Source organism: Noviherbaspirillum aridicola, from assembly GCF_019656455.1.
Taxonomy (GTDB): domain Bacteria; phylum Pseudomonadota; class Gammaproteobacteria; order Burkholderiales; family Burkholderiaceae_D; genus Noviherbaspirillum; species Noviherbaspirillum aridicola.
In genome coordinates this window covers 274286-294390 of the sequence record NZ_BPMK01000002.1, presented here as the reverse complement: position 1 = coordinate 294390, position 20105 = coordinate 274286, and the positions used below count along the sequence as shown (strand labels likewise).

At 64.6% G+C, this 20105-nt stretch carries 15 protein-coding genes; 3 read left to right on the top strand and 12 right to left on the bottom strand.

What is annotated here, in order from left to right:
* The first annotated feature begins 191 nt into the window (after positions 1-191).
* On the top strand, positions 192-1886 hold the full coding sequence (locus NCCP691_RS03215; protein ID WP_220806800.1) for a N,N-dimethylformamidase beta subunit family domain-containing protein: 1695 nt from the start codon (positions 192-194) through the stop codon (positions 1884-1886).
* A 117-nt stretch (positions 1887-2003) separates the two neighbouring features.
* On the opposite strand, the gene NCCP691_RS03210 is transcribed toward NCCP691_RS03215, so the two are convergent.
* The 4 genes from NCCP691_RS03210 to NCCP691_RS03195 all read right to left on the bottom strand — a co-directional run bounded on the left by NCCP691_RS03210 (position 2004) and on the right by NCCP691_RS03195 (position 5188).
* Positions 2004-2507 (bottom strand): GNAT family N-acetyltransferase, encoded by a 504-nt coding sequence (locus NCCP691_RS03210; protein WP_220806799.1) that lies wholly within the window; start codon positions 2505-2507, stop codon positions 2004-2006.
* A gap of 157 nt (positions 2508-2664) precedes the next feature.
* Positions 2665-3057 (bottom strand): diacylglycerol kinase, encoded by a 393-nt coding sequence (locus NCCP691_RS03205; protein ID WP_220806798.1) that lies wholly within the window; start codon positions 3055-3057, stop codon positions 2665-2667.
* Positions 3054-4460 (bottom strand): LutB/LldF family L-lactate oxidation iron-sulfur protein, encoded by a 1407-nt coding sequence (locus NCCP691_RS03200; RefSeq protein WP_220806797.1) that lies wholly within the window; start codon positions 4458-4460, stop codon positions 3054-3056. The genes NCCP691_RS03205 and NCCP691_RS03200 overlap by 4 nt, the downstream gene beginning before the upstream one ends.
* The gene (locus NCCP691_RS03195; RefSeq protein WP_220806796.1) at positions 4460-5188 is read right to left on the bottom strand and encodes a (Fe-S)-binding protein; all 729 of its coding nucleotides are present in this window, start codon (positions 5186-5188) and stop codon (positions 4460-4462) included. The genes NCCP691_RS03200 and NCCP691_RS03195 overlap by 1 nt, the downstream gene beginning before the upstream one ends.
* Before the next feature lie 168 nt (positions 5189-5356).
* On the opposite strand from NCCP691_RS03195, the gene NCCP691_RS03190 reads away from it, so the two are divergent.
* On the top strand, positions 5357-6145 hold the full coding sequence (locus NCCP691_RS03190; RefSeq protein ID WP_220806795.1) for an IclR family transcriptional regulator: 789 nt from the start codon (positions 5357-5359) through the stop codon (positions 6143-6145).
* Between the two features lie 19 nt (positions 6146-6164).
* Here NCCP691_RS03190 and NCCP691_RS03185 read toward each other — a convergent pair whose 3' ends face one another.
* From NCCP691_RS03185 to NCCP691_RS03150, 8 genes are all read right to left on the bottom strand, one after another.
* Positions 6165-7010, bottom strand: coding sequence for a CheR family methyltransferase (locus NCCP691_RS03185; RefSeq protein ID WP_220806794.1), 846 nt, complete (start codon positions 7008-7010; stop codon positions 6165-6167).
* Positions 7007-13285: a HAMP domain-containing protein gene (locus NCCP691_RS03180; protein WP_220806793.1), complete on the bottom strand. Its 6279-nt coding sequence runs from the start codon at positions 13283-13285 to the stop codon at positions 7007-7009. The genes NCCP691_RS03185 and NCCP691_RS03180 overlap by 4 nt, the downstream gene beginning before the upstream one ends.
* Before the next feature lie 232 nt (positions 13286-13517).
* A complete protein-coding gene (locus tag NCCP691_RS03175) occupies positions 13518-14825 on the bottom strand; it encodes an ATP-binding response regulator (RefSeq protein WP_220806792.1) in 1308 nt (435 codons plus the stop codon).
* Between the two features lie 187 nt (positions 14826-15012).
* Positions 15013-16167 carry a D-alanyl-D-alanine endopeptidase gene (gene pbpG, locus NCCP691_RS03170; RefSeq protein ID WP_220806791.1) on the bottom strand — a complete coding sequence of 385 codons (1155 nt, stop codon included), beginning with the start codon at positions 16165-16167 and terminating at the stop codon, positions 15013-15015.
* Positions 16168-16349: 182 nt separating this feature from the next.
* The gene (locus NCCP691_RS03165) at positions 16350-17045 is read right to left on the bottom strand and encodes a nitroreductase (RefSeq protein ID WP_220806790.1); all 696 of its coding nucleotides are present in this window, start codon (positions 17043-17045) and stop codon (positions 16350-16352) included.
* Positions 17042-17482, bottom strand: a complete 441-nt coding sequence (locus NCCP691_RS03160) for an acyl-CoA thioesterase (protein ID WP_220806789.1) — start codon at positions 17480-17482, stop codon at positions 17042-17044. Before NCCP691_RS03160 ends, NCCP691_RS03165 begins: the two co-directional genes overlap by 4 nt.
* 3 nt (positions 17483-17485) lie before the next feature.
* Positions 17486-18382, bottom strand: coding sequence for a DMT family transporter (locus NCCP691_RS03155; RefSeq protein WP_220806788.1), 897 nt, complete (start codon positions 18380-18382; stop codon positions 17486-17488).
* On the bottom strand, positions 18379-19287 hold the full coding sequence (locus NCCP691_RS03150) for a histone deacetylase family protein (RefSeq protein WP_220806787.1): 909 nt from the start codon (positions 19285-19287) through the stop codon (positions 18379-18381). Before NCCP691_RS03150 ends, NCCP691_RS03155 begins: the two co-directional genes overlap by 4 nt.
* A gap of 242 nt (positions 19288-19529) precedes the next feature.
* Between NCCP691_RS03150 and NCCP691_RS03145 the strand changes: the two genes are divergently transcribed.
* Positions 19530-20093 carry a phasin family protein gene (locus NCCP691_RS03145; protein ID WP_220806786.1) on the top strand — a complete coding sequence of 188 codons (564 nt, stop codon included), beginning with the start codon at positions 19530-19532 and terminating at the stop codon, positions 20091-20093.
* The last annotated feature ends 12 nt before the right edge of the window (positions 20094-20105 follow it).

The window sequence follows — 20105 nt, the reverse complement described above, 5'->3', positions numbered from 1 at the left end:
AGCGTTTCTCCCCTCCTTCCCGCTTGAACGCCAGCATTCCCCTTAACCGGTTCGCGCTTCGCGCGCTTAACCTGCAGGCGCATTTCCCTTGAAAAACCTCAATAGTGTCCTGTTTCACTTTCTTACAATCTCTCAACAATTACAAAATCTATAACGACCGCCGCAATGCCGACACAAAGGGGGGGGCAGCGATGACGCGATTCACACGAAGGAAGTTTCTCTGTACGGTTCCTCTTGTACTGGCGGGCTGCGGAGGAGGAGGCGGCGGCGGCGACAAGGCCTCGGGCAACGGGCCGGCGGTCACGCCTCCGGCGGATAAACCGGCCGATCCGCTGTCGCCGCGCGACCCGGCTCCCGCCGATCCGCCTCCCGAGGATCCCCCGCCGCAGGATCCCCCGCCTCCCCAAAAGAACGTGATCCAGCTGGAGAACGAAAAGACGGAGGGCGTCACGCGCGACTGGTACATCGAAGACCGCGACTATGCGCGCCTGGGGGAGATCGAGGGCTATGCGTCCGCCACCAGCATCAATCGCGGCGAGTCCATCCGCCTGTACGTCAACACCCCGGAGCCGGGCTACACCATGTCGGTGTACCGCATCGGCTGGTACGGCGGCGCCGGCGGACGGCTGGTGGCGGGACCGATCACCCGCGCGGGGGTAGTGCAGCCGCTGCCGTCCGTCGACTCGGTCAATCGTCTCGTGGAATGCGACTGGACCGATCCCTATGTGCTTTCCGTTCCACGAAACGAGGAAGACCCCACGGACTGGGCAAGCGGCATTTACCTGGTCAGGCTGAGAGCCGGCGTCAGCGGCAAGCAGAGCTACATCATCTTCGTGGTGCGCGACGACGAGCGCGAGGCGGCGCTGCTGTTCCAGGCCAGCGTCACCACTTATGCGGCCTACAACAACTGGGGCGGCTACAGCTTTTACGACGAGAACAGCCTCGGCAACAGGCATGCGTACAAGCTGTCCTTCAACCGCCCCTACCGCAATCCGCAGCGGCCGTGCGACGGCAAGGGCGCGGGCGACTTCCTCAGCTGGGAGCACAAGATGCTGCGCTTCGCCGAGCGCGAGGGCTACGACGTTGCATACACAACCAACATCGCCGTGCACAGGAAACCGGAAGCCGTGCAGCGGTATCGCGGCTTCCTCTCGGTCGGCCATGACGAATACTGGACCAGGAACATGCGCGACGCGCTGGAGCAGGCGCGCGACAAGGGCGTGCACCTGGCCTTCGTCGGCGCCAACGCCGGCTACTGGCAGATCAGGCTGGAGCCGGATGCCCGGCTCCAGCCTGACCGCACTGTGGTCTGCTACAAGTATCACTCGGCGGCGGCCGACCCGATGTACGGTAGCAATCTCTCCCTCACTACGCTGACATGGCGCGACCTGGCCATCAACCGGCCGGAGGTGACGCTGATCGGCGTGATGTACGACTACAACTCCGTCGACCTGGACATGGTGATGGACGACTGCTCGGGCTGGATCTGCGCCGGGACGGACCTGCGCCGGGGTTCCGTCCTCAGGGGCATGCTGGGCTACGAGGTCGACCGCGTCGACCCGCTGCTGACGCCGGCCGGCACCCAGATCCTGGCGTCCTCCCCCTACCAGGCACCGATAGACGACACCGCACCGGTACCGGTGATGGAAGTGCGGTATTCCAACATGACCTACTACACCGCCGCCAGCGGTGCCGGCGTGTTCGCAACCGGGTCGATGCAGTGGAACTGGGGACTGGACGACTTCGGCCCCTGGGGCGACCGGGTCAATCCGGCCGTGCAGCAGATCATGCGCAACGTACTCAGGCGCTTCTGCGGACTTGACCAGGAGGACAGCGGGGATAAGATGCATGCCCGGACCAGCCGTCACACCCGCATTGCAGCATGACGGCCCGAGGCATCAAGCGCAGCAGGCCGACGCCAGGTCTACGCGCAGGACGACCTCATGCGGCTCGATATCCTCGGCATCGGCGTCGTCCACGCGCCCTGCGACTTTGCGACTGCCTCAGCCGCCGCAGCGGCAGCGTTTATGCGTGTCCGCGGGCAGGACCTTGGCCATGACGATGGCTTCCGCGCCGTAGGCGGAGATGGTGGTGCAGCGGTCTTCGTAGCCGCTGCTCTGGTAGAAGCGGCGCGCGGTCAGCGTGCTCGGCACCTGCACTGTCTGCACGCCCAGGCCGCCCGCCCGCTGCTCCACCTCCTGCAGCAGACGCTTGCCGACGCCCTGAAAGCGCAGCTCCGGACTCACATAGAACAAGGCGATCTTGCCGGCCCGGGTGAGGATGGCGATGCCGGCGATCCGGCCGTCGAGTTCGGCCACGAGAGAGATGTTGGCGCCGCAGGCAAACCAGGAAGCGATGTTTTCCGGCGTCTTGTTGCCGAGCCAGGCGGCGAGTATGGCGGGGTCATTGCGATGATCCTCGGTACAGCATTGCGCGATGCTTCTGCAAAGAAGGCTGCATACCTCCTGCGCATCGTCCGTCCGTGCTGTCCGAATCTCGATCTGCATCCCTTCTTACCTCGCGCTCATGGTCTGGTGCGGCAGTCGGGGTGCCGCAAGGAAAAATCTCCGCAGATTGTAGACTAGCGCGGCGCGGGCGTGAGGGAAACGAAGGATTTTGGCAATGCTTATGCCCTCCGGCGATGCGCGGAGGCGACACCGCGCGTCATGCCAGGAGGGGCCAGAGAATGACTGCCCAGGTCGCGGCGGCCAGCAGCAGCGCGATCATGACCGCCGCGCTGCCGAAGTCCTTCGCGTTCTTGGAGAGCGGATGCCGTTCGAGGGAAATGCGGTCGACCACCGCCTCGATGGCGGAATTGATCAGTTCGACAATCAGCACCAGCAGCAGCACGCCGATCAGGGCCAGCCTGTGCAGCGCCGGCAGCGGCAGCAGCAGCGCCACGACGGCCGCCGGCACCGCCACCATCAGCTCCTGGCGGAATGCATGCTCGGTGCGGAACGCATTGCGCAGGCCCTGCAGGGAATAGGAACAGGCATTGAGGATGCGCCTGATGCCGCTCTTGCTCTTGAACTCGCTGACCCTGGACTGCTCCGTCATTTGCGTTCCCTGTACAGCTCCCTGAATGTCTTGCCGCTGGGCGCCGGCATCTCCCGGTAATCGGTCCAGCCGCGCGCGAACGGCAGCCTGGAAATCGTCTTGCGGCCGCCGGCCAGCAGCCGCAGCGCGCGCACGCCGAACCTGCTGGCGATACGATACAGCGCCGGCCGGCGCGCGACAAATGCCCAGACGGTCAGTCCCAGGCGCTCGAATCCCGGCCGCAGATGCTGCGCCACCTGCTTCTCGCGCAGCTTGCGCAACAGGTCGGGCAGCGGGATGCGCACCGGGCAGACCACATGGCATTCGCCGCACAGGGTCGAGGCCTGCGGCAGGTCGACGGCTTTCTCGACGCCTGCATAGGACGGCGTGAGCACGCTGCCCATCGGGCCCGGATACACCCAGCCATAGCTGTGGCCGCCGATCTTCTGATAGACCGGGCAGTGATTCATGCAGGCGCCGCAGCGGATGCAGCGCAGCATCTCCTGGAACTCGCTGCCGACGAGGCCGGTGCGGCCGCCGTCCACCAGCACGAAGTACATGTGCTCCGGGCCGTCGCGGTCGCCTTCGCGGCGCGGGCCGGTAAGCAGCGACACATAGTTGGAGATCGACTGCCCGGTGGCCGAGCGCGGCAGCAGCCGCATCACGGTGGCGAAGTCCTCCAGGGTCGGCAGCACTTTCTCGATGCCGGTGACGACCACGTGCACCTTGGGCGGCAGGATCGTGCACATGCCCTCGTTGCCCTCGTTGGTGACGACCGCGACCGAGCCGGTCTCGGCGATCACGAAGTTGCCGCCGGTGATGCCCATGTCCGAAGACAGGAAGTGCGGGCGCAGCATCTCGCGCGCCTCGCGCGTCATCTGCGGAATGTCCGTCAGCCGCGGCCGCTGGTGCACGCGTGCGAAGAGATCGGAAATCTCCTCCTTGTCCTTGTGCACCGCCGGCGCGATGATGTGCGACGGCGCCTCGTTGTTGTTGATCTGCAGGATGTATTCGCCGAGATCGGTCTCCACCGGCTGGATGCCGGCGGCCTCGAGCGCCTTGTTGAGCGCCATCTCCTCGGACACCATGGACTTGGATTTGGTCGCCTTCTTCACGCCGTGCTTCTTCGCGATCTCGACCACCAGCCGGGAAGCGTCTTCCGCGCTCTCCGCATACAGCACGGTGGCGCCGGCGCGGGTGGCGTTCTGCTCGAAGGTGGCCAGCCAGACGTCGAGGTTCTCGATCGCGCGCATGCGGCGCTCGATGGCGGCATCGCGCGTGCCCTCGAAGTCGTCGAGTTCGGTGATCGCCGACGCGCGGCCGCTGACGAACTTGGTCGACAGCTTTTTCAGATTCTGCTGCAGGCGCTGGTCGGCGAGTTTCTGGCCCGCGCGCGCCTTGAAATGCATGGACTGGATCTGCATCAGATGTCTCCCGCCAGCACCTGCGCCACATGCAGGACGCGCGTCTTGTCGTCCCCGGTGCGGCGCAGCCTGCCTTCGATGTTGAGCATGCAGCCGAGGTCGCCGAGCACTACCGCGTCGGCGCCGCTGGCCTGGATGTTGGCGCACTTGTCGTCGACGATCGCCGATGAGATGTCGCCGTACTTGACGGCGAAGGTGCCACCGAAGCCGCAGCACTGCCGGCTGTCCTTCATCTCGGTAACCGTCACCCCGGCCTGCTCCAGCAGTGCGCGCGGCTGGCGTTGCACGCCGAGTTCGCGCAGGCCGCAGCAGGAGTCGTGGTAGGTGATGGTGGCGCTGCACTTGCCGGCGCCGGGCAGGTCCCGGATCCGGGCCACGCTGTGCAGGAAATCCGTCAGCTCGTACACACGCGGAGCGAGTCGCGCCATGCGGGCCGACCACGCCGGATCATCCGCGAACAGGTCGGCGTAATGCGTCTTCACATTGCCGCCGCAGGAGCCGGAAGGGATCACGACATAGTCGAATCCCTCGAACTCTTGCACGAACTTTTCCGCCAGCGCGCGGGCGGCCTTGCGGTCGCCCGAACTGTAGCCCGGCTGTCCGCAGCAGGTCTGAGTCTCCGGCACCACCACTTCGCAGCCCGCCGCCTCGAGCAGTTTCAAGGTCGAAAAGCCGATTTCCGGCCGCATTGCGTCCACCAGGCAGGTGACAAACAATCCTACGCGCATCTGTTTCCCCGAATTTCCGATCCCGCATTATGAGGCCGACAGCGCGAAAAAGGCGCGCGCACCAAGGATGAAAAATTCGGCCTGCAAGAGCGAAAAAATTTTCGCACGCCTTTTCGTATTTTTCACAATGTGGTATAAAAGCGCTTATTGCAACGCACCAATCGGAACATGAAAACGGAACAGTCCTCCACCGAAAGCCAGATATCGATCCAGGTGATCGAGCGCATGATCTCGCTGCTGGACGCTCTGGCCCAATATCCCGATCCCGTCAGCCTGAAGGAGTTGTCCGCCACCACCGGGCTGCATCCCTCCACCGCCCACCGCATCCTGAACGACCTCGTCGTCAAGCGTTTCGTCGACCGCGCGGAAGCAGGCTCCTACCGGCTTGGCATGCGTCTGCTCGAACTGGGCAATATCGTGAAGAGCCGGCTGGATGTGCGCGAAGCGGCGCTGGAGTTCATGCGCGAACTGCACCGCAAGACCCACCAGACGGTCAACCTGTCGGTGCGCCAGGGCGACGAGATCGTGTACATCGACCGTTCGTTCTCGGAGCGCTCGGGCATGCAGGTGGTGCGTGCGATCGGCGGACGCGCGCCGCTGCACCTGACCTCGACCGGCAAGCTGTTCCTGTCGGCCGACGATCCCAAGCAGGTGCGCGCCTATGCCACCCGGACCGGGCTGGCGGGGCACAACAAGAATTCCATCACCGACCTGGTGAAGCTCGAACGCGAGCTGAGCCTGGTGCGTGCCCGCGGCTACGCGCGCGACAATGAAGAGCTGGAACTCGGGGTGCGCTGCATCGCCGCCGGCATCCACGACGACAGCGGCAAGCTGGTGGCCGGCCTGTCTATCTCGGCGCCGGCCGACCGCCTGCAGGATGAATGGGTGGAAGACCTGGTGAGCACCGCCGGCCGCATCTCCAGCGTGCTCGGCTATTCACTGCCCGCCGCCGGCTGAAAACGCGGCGCGGCGCCGCTCACGCAATCCGGCGGTACAGGCCGCACGCCTCCGCGACCGGCTTGTAGCGCTGGACGAAGGGCGCGGCCTGCATGTCGTCCCGCTCGTCGACACTCAATATGCCGAACAGCGGCATGCTTTCATAGAACAGCTGCAGGGTGCGGCGGCGCAGGTGGCCGCCGAAGTCGCGCAGCGCGCGGCGGCAAACGATCATCTGGAATTCATTGAACGATGCGTCCGTGGCGAGGCTGTACTGCGCCCAGGTGATATTGCTGCGCAGCGCCTCGCTGAACAGCGGACCGCCGGCGTCGCGGCCGAAGTAGTCCGACAGCTCCCGCTTGCCGCCCGCGGCCCGGTAGTTGTAGACATACTCGGCCAGGCGGCCGGCGGCGAAGCGCCCGCTGCTGGCGTCCCGCAACAAGCCCTCGTCCTCCGCGGTCGCAAAGATATGCGTCTTCTCATGCAAGCCTTCCTCGGCGAGGAGGATGGCGAGCGCGCAGGCGTCCTCCGCGGTCCCGCACTCGGCGAGCCACACCCTCGGCGACGGGCAGGAGCGCAGCCAGGGCGTCATCACTTCCCGCAGCTGCCTGAAGTACTCCGGATCGTCAAACAGCGAGGCCGGGCGCTGCGTCAGCGCCCGGATCACCCGTGCGCTGCACGCGGGGTCGTGCAGCACCCTGCCCTGCAGCGCCGACAATCCGTCGAGCCCCTCGTCCCTGATCAGAGGCTGCAGCCGCCGCTTGAGCACCTCCCGCCGATAGCCGCGGAAATCGTGGCCGTAGCAGCGGAAGATCGCCTCCAGCAGGAGATCGATCTCCAGCGCCTCCACGGTCTGCGGCACCGCGCCCGAGGGCGTTCCTGTCATTGATGTAGCCATATGCGCATCAGGGACAGCAGCTGAGCCACGTCCACCGGCTTGGTGATGTAATCCGATGCGCCGGCGGCGAGGCACTTGTCGCGGTCGCCCTTCATCGCCTTCGCGGTGAGCGTGATGATGGGCAGCGACCGGAAGCGGGGAATCGCCCGGATCGCGCGCATCGTGTCATAGCCATCCATCTCCGGCATCATGATGTCCATCAGTACGATCTCGATGCCCGGATCCTTTTCCAGCACCTCGATCCCGTCCTTGCCGTTCTCGGCGAACAGCACCTGCATCTGCTGGCGCTCCAGCACGGAGCTGAGCGCGAAGATGTTGCGCAGGTCGTCGTCGACGATCAGCACCTTGCGTCCCGCGAGACCGCCGTCGGCCGCCTGGATTTCCTCCAGCATGCGGCGCTGCATCTCGGGCAGGCTGGTCGGCGAACGATGCAGGAACAGCGCGGTTTCATCGAGCAGCCGCTCCGGCGAGCGCGCATCCTTGACGACGATGGTCTTGGCCACGCGCTTGAGCTGGGCGACCTCCTTGCGGCTGAGATCCTTGGCCGTGTACACCACGACCGGCAGATCGCGCAGGGCCGCATCGTCGCCGATACGGGCCAGCAGGTCGAAGCCGCTGATGTCGGGCAGCGTCAGGTCGAGCACCATGCAATCGAAATGCGCCGCCTCGAGCGCTTCCAGCGCCTCCTTGCCGCTGCCGACGGCGACGATATGGACATCGCCGGCGCCGATCAGTTCGACGATGGAATCGCGCTGCAGCACATCGTCCTCCACCACCAGCAGGCTGCGCTTGCCGCGGATGAGGAACTGCTGGATGCGGCTGAATTCTTCCTGCAGGCGCTCGCGGCTGACCGGCTTGTGGAGATAGGAAATCGCGCCCTGGCGCAGCACGCGTTCGCGCTCCTTCAGGTTGGTCATCACATGCACCGGGATGTGGCGCGTGCCCGGATCGCGCTTGAGGCGGTCCAGCACGGTGAAGCCGTCGATGTCCGGGAGGTCGATGTCGAGCAGGATGGCGGCCGGCAGGTAGTCGCGCGCCAGCGTCAGCGCGGAATCCCCGCTGTGTGTCACGATGCCCTTGAAGTTCTTCTCCCGTGCATGATCGAGCAGCACATTGGCGAAGCGGGCGTCATCCTCCACGATCAGCACCGAGGGATCGCCCGGCGACACCAGCGCGCGGTCGTCGCTGCTGGTTTCGTAGGGAATCGCCGCCGGCGATACGCTCAGCTGGCTGTGTTCGAGTTCGGCCTGGTTATCGACCACGTCGATCACGTCGCCGTCGTCGGCAGAGTGCAGCGCCAGCACGCGGCGGGACGACGTCCCGCTTTCATTGCCGATGAAGCCGGAGCGGTTGTACGGCAGGTACAGGGTGAAGGTGCTGCCCGCGCCCACCACGCTCTCGACCCTGATCTCGCCGCCGAGCAGGCGCGCGAGCTCGCGGCTGATCGACAGGCCGAGGCCGGTGCCGCCATACTTGCGCGCGGTACTGCCGTCGGCCTGCTGGAAGGCTTCGAAGATCAATTGCAGCTTGTCGGACGCGATGCCGACGCCGGTATCGCTGACCGAGAAGGCCAGCACCGCGTCCGCCTGCGCCAGGTTGGCATGCTCCGGCGTCCAGCCCGAGCGCGCCATGCCGATCCTGAGGGCCACGTTGCCGCGGCTGGTGAACTTGAACGCGTTCGACAGCAGGTTCTTGAGGATCTGCTGCAGGCGCGTGGTGTCGGTCATCATCGACTGCGGCAACTCCTCGTCGAGCTCCACCGAGAAGCCGAGCTGCTTGGCTTCGGCCATGTGGCGGAAGGTGCGCTCGACATAGCCCGCCAGCGTGCGGAAGCGGTATTCGCTGAGTTCCAGCGTGACGGTGCCCGACTCGATCTTCGACAGGTCGAGAATGTCGTTGATCAGGGTCAGCAGGTCGCTGCCGGAGCCGAAGATGGTCTTGGCGAATTCCACCTGGCGCTCGGTCAGGTTGCCGTCCGGGTTGTCCGACAGTTGCTGGGCCAGAATCAGCAGGCTGTTGAGCGGCGTACGCAGCTCGTGCGACATGTTGGCCAGGAACTCGGACTTGTACTTGGACGACAGCGCCAGCTGCGTGGCTTTTTCTTCCAGCGCCAGCTTGGCCTGCTCCACCTCGCGGTTCTTGCGTTCCACCTCGATGTTCTGTTCCGACAGCAGGCGCGCCTTTTCCGCCAGCTCCAGGTTGGTCTGCTGCAGTTCCTGGGCGAGGGACTGCGACTGGGTCAGCAGCGACTCGGTACGGCTGTTGGCCTCGATGGTGTTGAGCACCACGCCGATGGATTCCATCAGCTGGTCGAGGAAGGACAGGTGGGTCTCGGTGAAGCGGTCGAGTGAGGCGATTTCGATCACCGCCTTCACCTGCTGCTCGAACAGGATCGGCAGCACCACGATATTGGTGGGCGGCGCGGCGCCGAGTCCGGAAGAGACCTGGATGTAGTCGCGCGGAACATTGGTCAGCCAGATGCGCTGCTTTTCCAGCACGCACTGTCCCACCAGACCTTCGCCCGGCAGGAAGGAGGTCGGCAGCTTGCGGCTGGAGCGATAGCCGTAGCTCGCAATCATCCGCAGACGGGCATCCGGCTCCTGCGAATCCATCATGTAGAACACGCCGTGATGTGCCGACACCAGCGGCGCCAGCTCGGACAGGATCAGCGACGTCACCGCGGTCAGGTCGCGCTGGCCCTGCAGCAGGCGGGTGAAGCGCGCGAGGTTGGTCTTGAGCCAGTCCTGCTGCGCGTTCTTCTGCGTGGTTTCCTTCAGGTTGCGGATCATCTCGTTGATGTTGTCCTTCAGGTCCGCCACCTCGCCGCGCGCTTCCACCTGGATCGACCGCGAGAGGTCGCCGCGGGTCACCGCAGTCGCCACTTCCGCAATCGCACGCACCTGGGTGGTCAGCGTCGCGGCCATCCGGTTCAGGTTCTCGGTCAGATCCTTCCAGGTACCGGCGGCGCCCGGCACCGAGGCCTGGCCGCCGAGCTTGCCCTCCACGCCCACTTCGCGCGCCACGGTGGTGGCCTGGTCGGCAAACACCGCCAGGGTATCGGTCATCTCGTTGATCGTGTTGGCCAGCGCGGCGATTTCGCCTCGCGCGGCCACGGTCAGCTTTTTCTTGAGGTCGCCGTTCGCGACCGCGGTCACCACGCCGGCGATGCCGCGTACCTGCGCGGTCAGGTTGGCCGCCATGAAGTTGACGTTGTCGGTCAGGTCCTTCCAGGTGCCGGCCGCACCCTCCACCTGAGCCTGGCCGCCGAGCTTGCCCTCGGTGCCCACCTCGCGCGCCACCCGCGTCACTTCCGACGCGAACGACGACAGCTGGTCCACCATCACGTTGATGGTGTCTTTCAGCTCCAGGATCTCGCCCTTGACGTCCACGGTGATCTTCTTGGAGAGGTCACCGCGCGCCACCGCCGTCGTCACCTCCGCGATATTCCGCACCTGAGCCGTCAGGTTGGACGCCATGAAGTTCACGTTATCGGTCAGATCCTTCCAGGTGCCCGACGCACCGGGCACGTTGGCCTGGCCGCCGAGACGGCCTTCGGTACCCACTTCCCGCGCCACCCGCGTCACCTCCGACGCGAAGGAGCGCAGCTGGTCCACCATGGTGTTGATCGTGTCTTTCAGCTGCAGGATCTCGCCGCGCACGTCCACCGTGATCTTCTTGGACAAGTCGCCGTTCGCCACCGCGGTGGTCACTTCCGCGATGTTTCGCACCTGCGAGGTGAGGTTGCCCGCCATCGAGTTGACCGAGTCGGTCAGGTCCTTCCAGGTACCCGCGACACCCGACACGTTCGCCTGGCCGCCGAGCTTGCCTTCGGTACCCACCTCGCGCGCCACCCGCGTCACCTCGGACGCGAACGACGACAGCTGGTCCACCATCACGTTGATGGTGTTCTTCAGCTCGAGAATCTCGCCCTTGACGTCCACGGTGATCTTCTTCGACAGGTCGCCGCGCGCCACGGCGGTGGTCACTTCCGCGATGTTGCGCACCTGGCCGGTGAGGTTGGACGCCATGAAGTTGACGTTGTCGGTCAGGTCTTTCCAGGTACCGCCGACGCCCTTCACATGCGCCTGGCCGCCGAGCTTGCCCTCGGTGCCCACCTCCCGCGCCACCCGCGTCACCTCCGAGGCGAAGGAATTCAGCTGGTCCACCATCACGTTGATGGTGTTCTTCAGCTCGAAGATCTCGCCGCGCACGTCCACCGTGATCTTCTTCGACAAGTCGCCGTTCGCCACCGCGGTCGTCACTTCCGCGATGTTTCGCACCTGCGAGGTCAGGTTGCCCGCCATCGAGTTCACCGAATCGGTCAGATCCTTCCAGGTACCCGCGACGCCCGGCACGTTCGCCTGGCCGCCGAGCTTGCCCTCGGTACCCACCTCGCGCGCCACCCGCGTCACTTCCGACGCGAAGGAGTTCAGCTGGGCCACCATCACGTTGATGGTGTTCTTCAGCTCGAGAATCTCGCCCTTGGCGTCCGCGGTAATCTTCTTCGACAAGTCGCCGTTGGCCACCGCGGTGGTCACATCCGCGATGTTTCGCACCTGCGAGGTCAGGTTGCCAGCCATCGAGTTGACCGAGTCGGTCAGGTCCTTCCAGGTACCCGCCACGCCCGGCACGTTCGCCTGGCCGCCGAGCTTGCCCTCGGTACCCACCTCGCGCGCCACCCGCGTCACTTCCGACGCGAACGACGACAGCTGGTCCACCATCACGTTGATGGTGTCCTTCAGTTCGAGAATCTCGCCCTTGACGTCGACGGTGATCTTCTTCGACAGGTCGCCGCGCGCCACGGCGGTGGTCACTTCCGCGATGTTTCGCACCTGGCCGGTGAGGTTGGACGCCATGAAGTTCACGTTGTCGGTCAGATCGGCCCATGTGCCGCCGACGCCCTTCACCTGCGCCTGGCCGCCGAGCTTGCCCTCGGTACCCACTTCACGCGCCACCCGCGTCACTTCCGATGCAAAGGAGTTGAGCTGGTCCACCATGGTGTTGATGGTGTTCTTCAGCTCCAGGATCTCGCCCTTGGCGTCCGCGGTGATCGTCTTCGACAAGTCGCCGTTCGCCACCGCGGTCGTCACTTCCGCGATGTTTCGCACCTGCGAGGTCAGGTTGCCCGCCATCGAGTTCACCGAGTCGGTCAGGTCCTTCCAGGTGCCCGCCACGCCCTTCACCTGCGCCTGGCCGCCGAGCTTGCCCTCGGTACCCACCTCGCGCGCCACGCGCGTCACTTCCGACGCGAACGACGACAGCTGGTCCACCATCACGTTGATCGTGTCTTTCAGCTGCAGGATCTCGCCCTTGGCGTCCGCGGTAATCTTCTTCGACAGGTCGCCGTTGGCCACCGCGGTGGTCACTTCCGCGATGTTTCGCACCTGGCCCGTAAGGTTGGACGCCATGAAGTTCACGTTGTCGGTCAGGTCCTTCCAGGTGCCCCCGACGCCCGGCACATAGGCCTGGCCGCCGAGCTTGCCCTCGGTGCCCACCTCGCGCGCCACCCGCGTCACTTCCGACGCGAACGAGCGCAGCTGGTCCACCATGGTGTTGATCGTGTCTTTCAGCTGCAGGATCTCGCCGCGCACGTCCACCGTGATTTTCTTCGACAGGTCGCCGTTGGCCACCGCGGTCGTCACATCGGCGATGTTTCGCACCTGGGAAGTGAGGTTGCCCGCCATCGAGTTGACCGAGTCGGTCAGGTCTTTCCAGGTACCCGCCACGCCCGGCACGTGCGCCTGGCCGCCGAGCTTGCCCTCGGTGCCCACCTCGCGCGCCACCCGCGTCACTTCGGAGGCGAACGAGGAAAGCTGTTCCACCATGGTGTTTGCAGTCGTCGCGGCGCGCAGGAATTGCCCCTTGAGCGGCCGTCCGTCGACGTCCAGCGCCATGGTCTGCGACAGGTCGCCCTTGGCCACGGCGCCGATCACGCGCGCCATCTCGGTGGTCGGACGCACCAGGTCGTCGATCAGCGTGTTGACCGACTTCACGATGGTGGTCCAGCCGCCGGCCGTGGCAGGCAGCGCGGCACGCTGCGTCAGCCGGCCCTCACGGCCGACCTCGCGGCTCACTTCCGTGATCTCGCGCGTGATCTGCTCGTTGGCCTCCATGATGTCGTTGACGGCGTCGGCGATCTTGCCTGCCATGCCGGTCCAGTCGGTCGGCATGCGGGTCGAGAAATCCCCTTTTTTCAGTGCCGTCAGCACCTGCAGCAACAGCTTTTCGTCCAGTTCGTCCCGCATCTCAGTCCTGGCGTGCATCAAAGTCTCCGATCGTGCAAATCATCCGTGTTCCATTGCTGCCCGTGAACCGGGCATGGCAAAGCCGGAGCACTGCTGCTCCGGCCTGTGTTTTCTTTCTTTCGAGAAAGCTTTTGGTATTGTCTGCCTTATTCGGCAGCCCGGCAAGAAGCGCCGGGGTTTGAAGTGGCTCAAGTGTCGCGACCCTTGAGAATTATCAAGCGCGTCCACGTGGCCCGATCCGCATGCGGGATCAGGTCAGCTGCTTGAGCTTGTCGGGGTGGATTTCGCTCTTGCGTCGGCGCGTGCCGCTGGACCGTTTCGCGCCTTCGAGCGACTTGGCGATGTCGGATGCGCGGCGTTCGACCAGCGGCGCGGCGGAGAGCGTCTGCAGGCCGCTTGCGCCCTCGGCGGGAATCGACACGGTGAGCGTGGTACCGGCATCCTGCGCGGTCTCGATCAGGAGTTCGCCGCCGAGCGTGCTGACCCGCTCCTTGATGCCGACCAGGCCGAAGGAATTGGCTTTTCTGCGGCAGCCGGGGAAGATGCCCACGCCGTTGTCGGCGACCTGCATCACCAGGCGTTCATCCTTCTGGTAGACCTCGATGCGGGCGCGCGTGGCGCGCGCATGGCGGAATACGTTGTTGAGCGACTCCTGCAGGATGCGGAACAGGGCCGTGGCGCGTCCATCGTCCATCTCCAGTTCCTGCTCCGGCATCAGCAGTTCGCAGGCGATGCCGGTACGGCGCTGGAATTCCTTCACCTGCCACTCGATGGCGGCATTGAGTCCGAGATCGAGCACGGTCGGCCGCAGGTTGTTGATGATCGCCCGCATCGCCTTCATCGTGCTGTCGATATGATCGAGCACGCCGTGCACCTTCTTGTTCAGCTTGGGGTGGGTGGCGCCGGTGCGGGCGTGCAGCATCGCGATATCGATTCTCAGCGCCAGCAGGTTCTGGCCCAATTCATCGTGAATCTCGCGCGCGATGCGCTTGCGCTCGTCTTCCTTGATGCGCTCCTGGTAGCTGGCGAGCTGGCGCAACTCTTCCTGCGACTGGCGCAGCGCCTCTTCCGCCAGGCGCCGCTCATTGATGTGCTCCAGATCCTGCTTGCGCTGCTCCTGCAGCTCGCGGTTGAGCAGTTCCAGCGCCTGCTTCTGGTGCTGCAGCTGCAGGTTCTTCTTCGCGAGTTCGACGAAGACGGCAACCTTGGTGCGCAGGATCTGGGGAATGATCGGGGTGAAAAGGTAATCCACGGCACCGCGCTGATAACCCTTCAGACGATGCATCTCGTCGGCGTAGTGCGCGGTGACGAAGATGATCGGTATGGATGCCGAGCGCGGATGGGAGTGGATCGCCTCGGCCGTCTCGAAACCGTCCATGTTCGGCATGCTGACGTCGAGCAGGATGACCGCGAAGTCGTGCTTGAGCACATGCCGCAGGGCTTCTTCGCCGGAACGGGCGGTGATGACCTCATAGTCGCCGCCCTCGCCGAGCAGGCTGGCAAGGGCCATCAGGCTGGCGGCGTCGTCGTTGACGAGTAGGACTTTGGGCGTAAACACGAATTCGTCAGGTCAGGTAATCGAACGGGGTCGATCGACAGGCGTGCCGGAATGGCATGTTTCGGAAGGCACCGCGAGGCGACACGCTTTTCGCGCCGCTGCGCACTGCCGCTACTGCCCGGAAAGATAACGTCCGGAAGCAGACCAGCAATGTAACATAGAAGCGTTAATCCGGCTGAGGGCCGCGTCAGCTCTGGGTTGCGGCGGCCTGGGTCGGGATCGGCGCAGTCTTCCCGCTTTCAATGAAACGCCGCACGCGGCCGGCATCGGCGAGACGGGAGTCCTTGCCCTTGGAATCGAGGAACACCATGATCACCGGGCGGCCGTCGATGCGCGCCTGCATGACCAGGCAGCGGCCGGCTTCGGAGATGTAGCCGGTTTTCTGCAGGCCGATATCCCAGTCCGGATTCATGACGAGGCGGTTGGAATTCATGTAATGCAGCTGGCTGCGGCCGACATCCACCGCATAGCGCGGATAAGTCGAGTAATGCCGGATGGCCGGATGACGGTATGCGGCGGCAACCAGCTTGGCGAGATCGCGCGCGCTGGAGACATTGTTGCTCGACAGGCCGGTCGGATCGACGTAATGCGTCTGCGTCATGCCGAGCGACCTGGCGCGCGCGTTCATCGCCGCGACGAAGGCCGGCAGACCGCCCGGATAGTGGCGCCCGAGCGCCGAGGCGGCCCGGTTTTCCGAGCTCATCAGTGCGATGTGCAGCATGTCGGCCCGGGACAGGTGCGCGCCGACGCGCAGGCGCGAACCGCTGTGCTTCTCCCGATCGATGTCGTCGGACGTCACCTCCAGCATTTCTTCCATGTTCTGGTTGGCCTCGACGACCACCAGCGCGGTCATCAGCTTGGTCAGGGAAGCGACCGGGAGCGCGACGGTGGCGTTCTTTTCGAACAGCACCTGGGAGGTGTGCTGGTCGATCACGAATGCGGCGTTGGAGGCGAGAGAAAGCGGATCGCGGGTGTGATGCAGGCCGGCCATGTCGCCGGCCGTCATCAGCGGCGCGGCCGCGGCCGGCGCGGGGGACGGCGCGAAACTGACGCGTTGCACCGGCGCCGGGGTCGGCGCCTTGGCCAGCCTGCCCGCCTTGGTCTGCCGCTTGGCCAGGCTGACGGGCGCTTCCTTGCCCTTGACGGCCTTCGGCTTGGCTGCCGCGAGCTTGCGGCTCGCTTTTTTCGGTTGCTCCGCCTTTGCGCGGGCCTTGGCCGCCGGGCGGGCCGCGGTTTTCACCGCGGCTTTCTTGGTCTTTGCCGGCGCCTGAGCAAGGGCCACCGGGGAGGAAGCGGCCAACGCAAACAAAGTTACAAAAACGCCAAGCGCGTACTTGACCATCACACTCTCCCCGAAAACTTGCAGGCCGTAATTATATCTTGCAGTGTAGCAAAATAGTGTGGCTTAACAAGCAGTTAGCGTGTGATTTTAAACAAGGTTCTTATCTATTACTGAAATTTGGCAACCGGAGTTGCCGGCAACCATAAGAAAAAGTGCAAGTAATTGTCACGTTGACATGAATGTCAGTCGCGGAATTCCGCGAACTGCGACACCGGGTCGCGCTCGGTCTGCAGCGAGTTCTCGATCTTCGATTCGTCGGCGAAGCCGAGCGACATGCCGCATACCACCATCTCGTTATCGGGGAGTTTCAGCACCTCGCGGATGATGCGGTGAAAGGGCGTGAAAGCCGCCTGCGGACAGGTATCGAGACCTCGGCCGCGCGCGGCGATCATGATGTTCTGCAAGAACATGCCGTAATCCAGCCAGGAGCCCTGCTCCATGATGCGGTCGATGGTGAAGATCATGCCGACCGGCGCATCGAAGAACGCATAGTTCCGGCCGTGCTGCGCATGCATGCCGGCCTTGTTGTCCCTCGTCAGTCCGAGCAGTCCGTACAGATCCCAGCCGATCTTGCGCCGGCGCTCGATATAAGGCGACTTCCACTGGCGCGGGTAATACGCGTACTCCTCTTCATGCTGGGTGATCAGTTCGGGATCGTTGTGGGCGAGCAGGATTTCGGCGCTCAGCTTTTCCCGGCTGGCGCCGGTGAGCACATAAACCTTCCATGGCTGGGTGTTGCTGCCCGACGGCGCGCGCGAAGCCACGTCGAGTATGGCTTCGATATCTTCGCGGGCGACCGGATCGGGGCGGAAAGCCCGGATCGAGCGCCGCGAGCTGATGGCGTGGTCGACAATCTTCTGCTCCGTGGATTCGATCATGGTTGCGTCACCTCGATGGTTTCTAATAGTTTTCGCATGGGTTCGGGAAGCGGTGTCGGCCGGCGCGTGGCGCGGTCCACGTAGACGTGCACGAAATGGCCCTGCGCCGCGGCGGTTTCCTCGTCTTCGCGGAAGATGCCGACCTCGTAGCGCACACTGGAAGTGCCGAGCTTCGTGACCCGCACGCCCGCGACGACGCGTTCGGGGAACGCGACCGACGCAAAATAATTGCACTGTGTCTCGATCACCAGGCCGATCACGGGACTGCGCTCGATGTCGAGCACGCCATTCAAGATCAGGAACTGATTCACTGCGGTGTCGAACCAGCTGTAGTACACCACGTTGTTGACGTGCCCGTAGGCGTCGTTGTCCATCCAGCGCGTCGTGATCGGATGGAAGTGTCGGTATTCGCTTCGTTTTCTCGCTTCCGCTCGCATGCTTTACTTTCGTACGACAAGAGCCACACCGGCGACCGCCACCGCCATGCCGAGCATGCCGGTGATGCTGAACGCCTCCCTGAACATCAGCCACGCCATGACCGCGGTGGTCGGCGGGGTCAGATACAACAAACTCGTCACCTGCGTTGCCGCGCTCTTGCGTATCAGCGCGAACAGCAGAAAGATCGCGCCGATCGACAGCGCCAGCACCGACCACAGCAGCGCCGCCATGAATTGCGGCGTCCACTGCACCGAGGCCGGCGGCAGTCTGAAGTCCTCCAGCAGCAGCGCGAATGGCAGCACCGCCACGATCGACGCGGCGAACTGGATCACCGTACCGGTCCGCAGATCGAAGCTGGGGCAGAAACGCTTCTGGTACAGCGTGCCGCTCGTGATCGAGATCAGCGCGAACACGCACAGCGCAATGCTTTGCCATGATAAGCCGGCAAGCGAGATCTTGTCGGCCACCACCAGGCCCACGCCCGCCAGCCCGAAAAGCAGCCCGACCCACTGCCGCGGCCGGACCGATTCGCCGACCAGCGGCGCGGCAAAGGCGGTCAGGATCGGCTGCAGGCCGACGATGAGCGCAGAGAGACCGGCAGGCATGCCGATCTTGATCGCGCACCAGACGCCGCCGAGATAGCCGGCCTGCAGCAGCACGCCGGCCACCGCGACATGGAACATCTTCCCGCGCGGCCAGGGCGCGCGCGCGATCAGCACCAGCGGCAGCAGCACCGCGAGCACGCCGATGAAGCGCAACAGCAGAAAGGTGAGCGGCTCCGCATAGGGCAGGCCGTAGCGCGCCACGACGAAACCGGTGCTCCAGATCAGGACGAATACGGGAGGCATCAGGGCCACCCAGCGGCCGGGGGAGATGAGGGAAGCGCTTACGGAATTCATGTGGCGGCAGAGACGGAGGCGTAGTCGGATGCGATCCTCACAGTCTGCAGATGCGCTGCCACCGTGTCTTGGATGTTCTTGCCGTAGCCGCCGGCCATCGCGACCGCCACCGGTATGCCGCGACCGCGCGCGCTGTCGAACACCATCCGGTCGCGCGCGGCCAGTCCGGCCATGCTCAGCTTGAGCCGGCCCAGCCGGTCCCCTTCATGCGCGTCCGCTCCCGCCAGGTAGATGAACAGCTGCGGCTGGAAGCGATCGAGCATGTTCTGCAGCGCCGCGTGCAGCGCGGCGAGGTAAGCCTCGTCGCCGGTGCCGTCGGCCAGTGCCACGTCGAGATCGCTGCACGCCTTGCGGAACGGATAATTGCGCTCGCCGTGCAGCGATAGCGTGAACACTGATTCGTCGTTGGCGAGAATGCTTGCCGTGCCGTTGCCCTGGTGGACATCGAGGTCGACGATGGCGACATGGCGGGCGCGACGCTCCGCCTGCATCAGCCGCGCGGCGACCGCCGCATCGTTGAACACGCAGAAGCCTTCGCCGTGTTCGGCGTGGGCGTGATGCGTGCCCCCGGCGAGATTGAGCGCCACTGCCTCGGACAGCGCGGCGCGGCAGGCCGCGATGGTCGCGCCGGCCGAGCGCCTGGATCGCTCCACCATCTGCGGCGTCCAGGGAAAACCGATGGCCTTCTGCTCGCTGTCGCTCAGGGTGCCGCGGCTCACCCGGTCGATGTAGTCGGGGTGATGGGCCAGAGCCAGCACACCGTCGGTCGCCGCCGGCGCCTCCTGCAGCTCGACGCCCGGCACCGTCTCCCGCACGGCGTCGCGCAGCAGCCGGTACTTCTGCATCGGGAAGCGGTGCCCCGCCGGCAGTGGGAGCACGTAGTGGTCGCTGTAGAAAGCCTTCAAGGATTGACGTTTACGTAAAGGTAAGCGGCGAGTCTATCATGGGGACGAAAACGGCGATCCGAAGAAAAAAGTCCTGTCAGACCAAGCACTTAGCAACTCCTCGCTTTTTGTGCTCTGCAACAAAAATGTGTTGACAGCATATTTTTTTTACTTAAAATACGCTTTGTTGCGATGCACAAGAGCCTGGTTACCCCGTTGCGTCGCCGATTCCAAGACCTTCGCACATCACTCAGGAGCTAACCATGTTTACCACCAACGAGCAGTTTTCCAACGCATCCAAAGCCAGCATCGAAGCCAACCTCGCGCTGCTCTCCTCGCTGTCGACCAAGGCCTTCGACGGCTTCGAGAAGCTGTTCGATCTGAACCTGAACGCGTTCAAGTCCTCGCTCGACGACAGCACCAGCGCCGCCAAGCAGCTGCTCGCCGCCAGGGACCCGCAGGAATTCCTGACCCTGGCCGCCGCCCAGGCGCAGCCGAACATGGAAAAGGCGATCGCCTACTCGCGTCACCTGACCACGATCGCAAGCGGTGTGCAGGCCGAGATCAGCAAGGCTGCCGAAGCGCAGATCGCCGAAGCCAGCCGCAAGGTGCTGGAACTGGTGGAAGAGCTGAGCAAGAACGCACCGGCAGGCTCCGAAAACGCCGTCGCCATGCTGAAGTCGGCGATCGGCAACGCCAGCGCCGGCTACGAGCAGTTCAGCAAGAGCACCAAGCAGGCGGTTGAAGTAATGGAAACCAACCTGAACAACGCAGTGAGCCAGTTCACCCCGCCGGCGGCCAAGGCTGCCAAGGCCGCGAAGAAGTAATCGCCGGCCGCC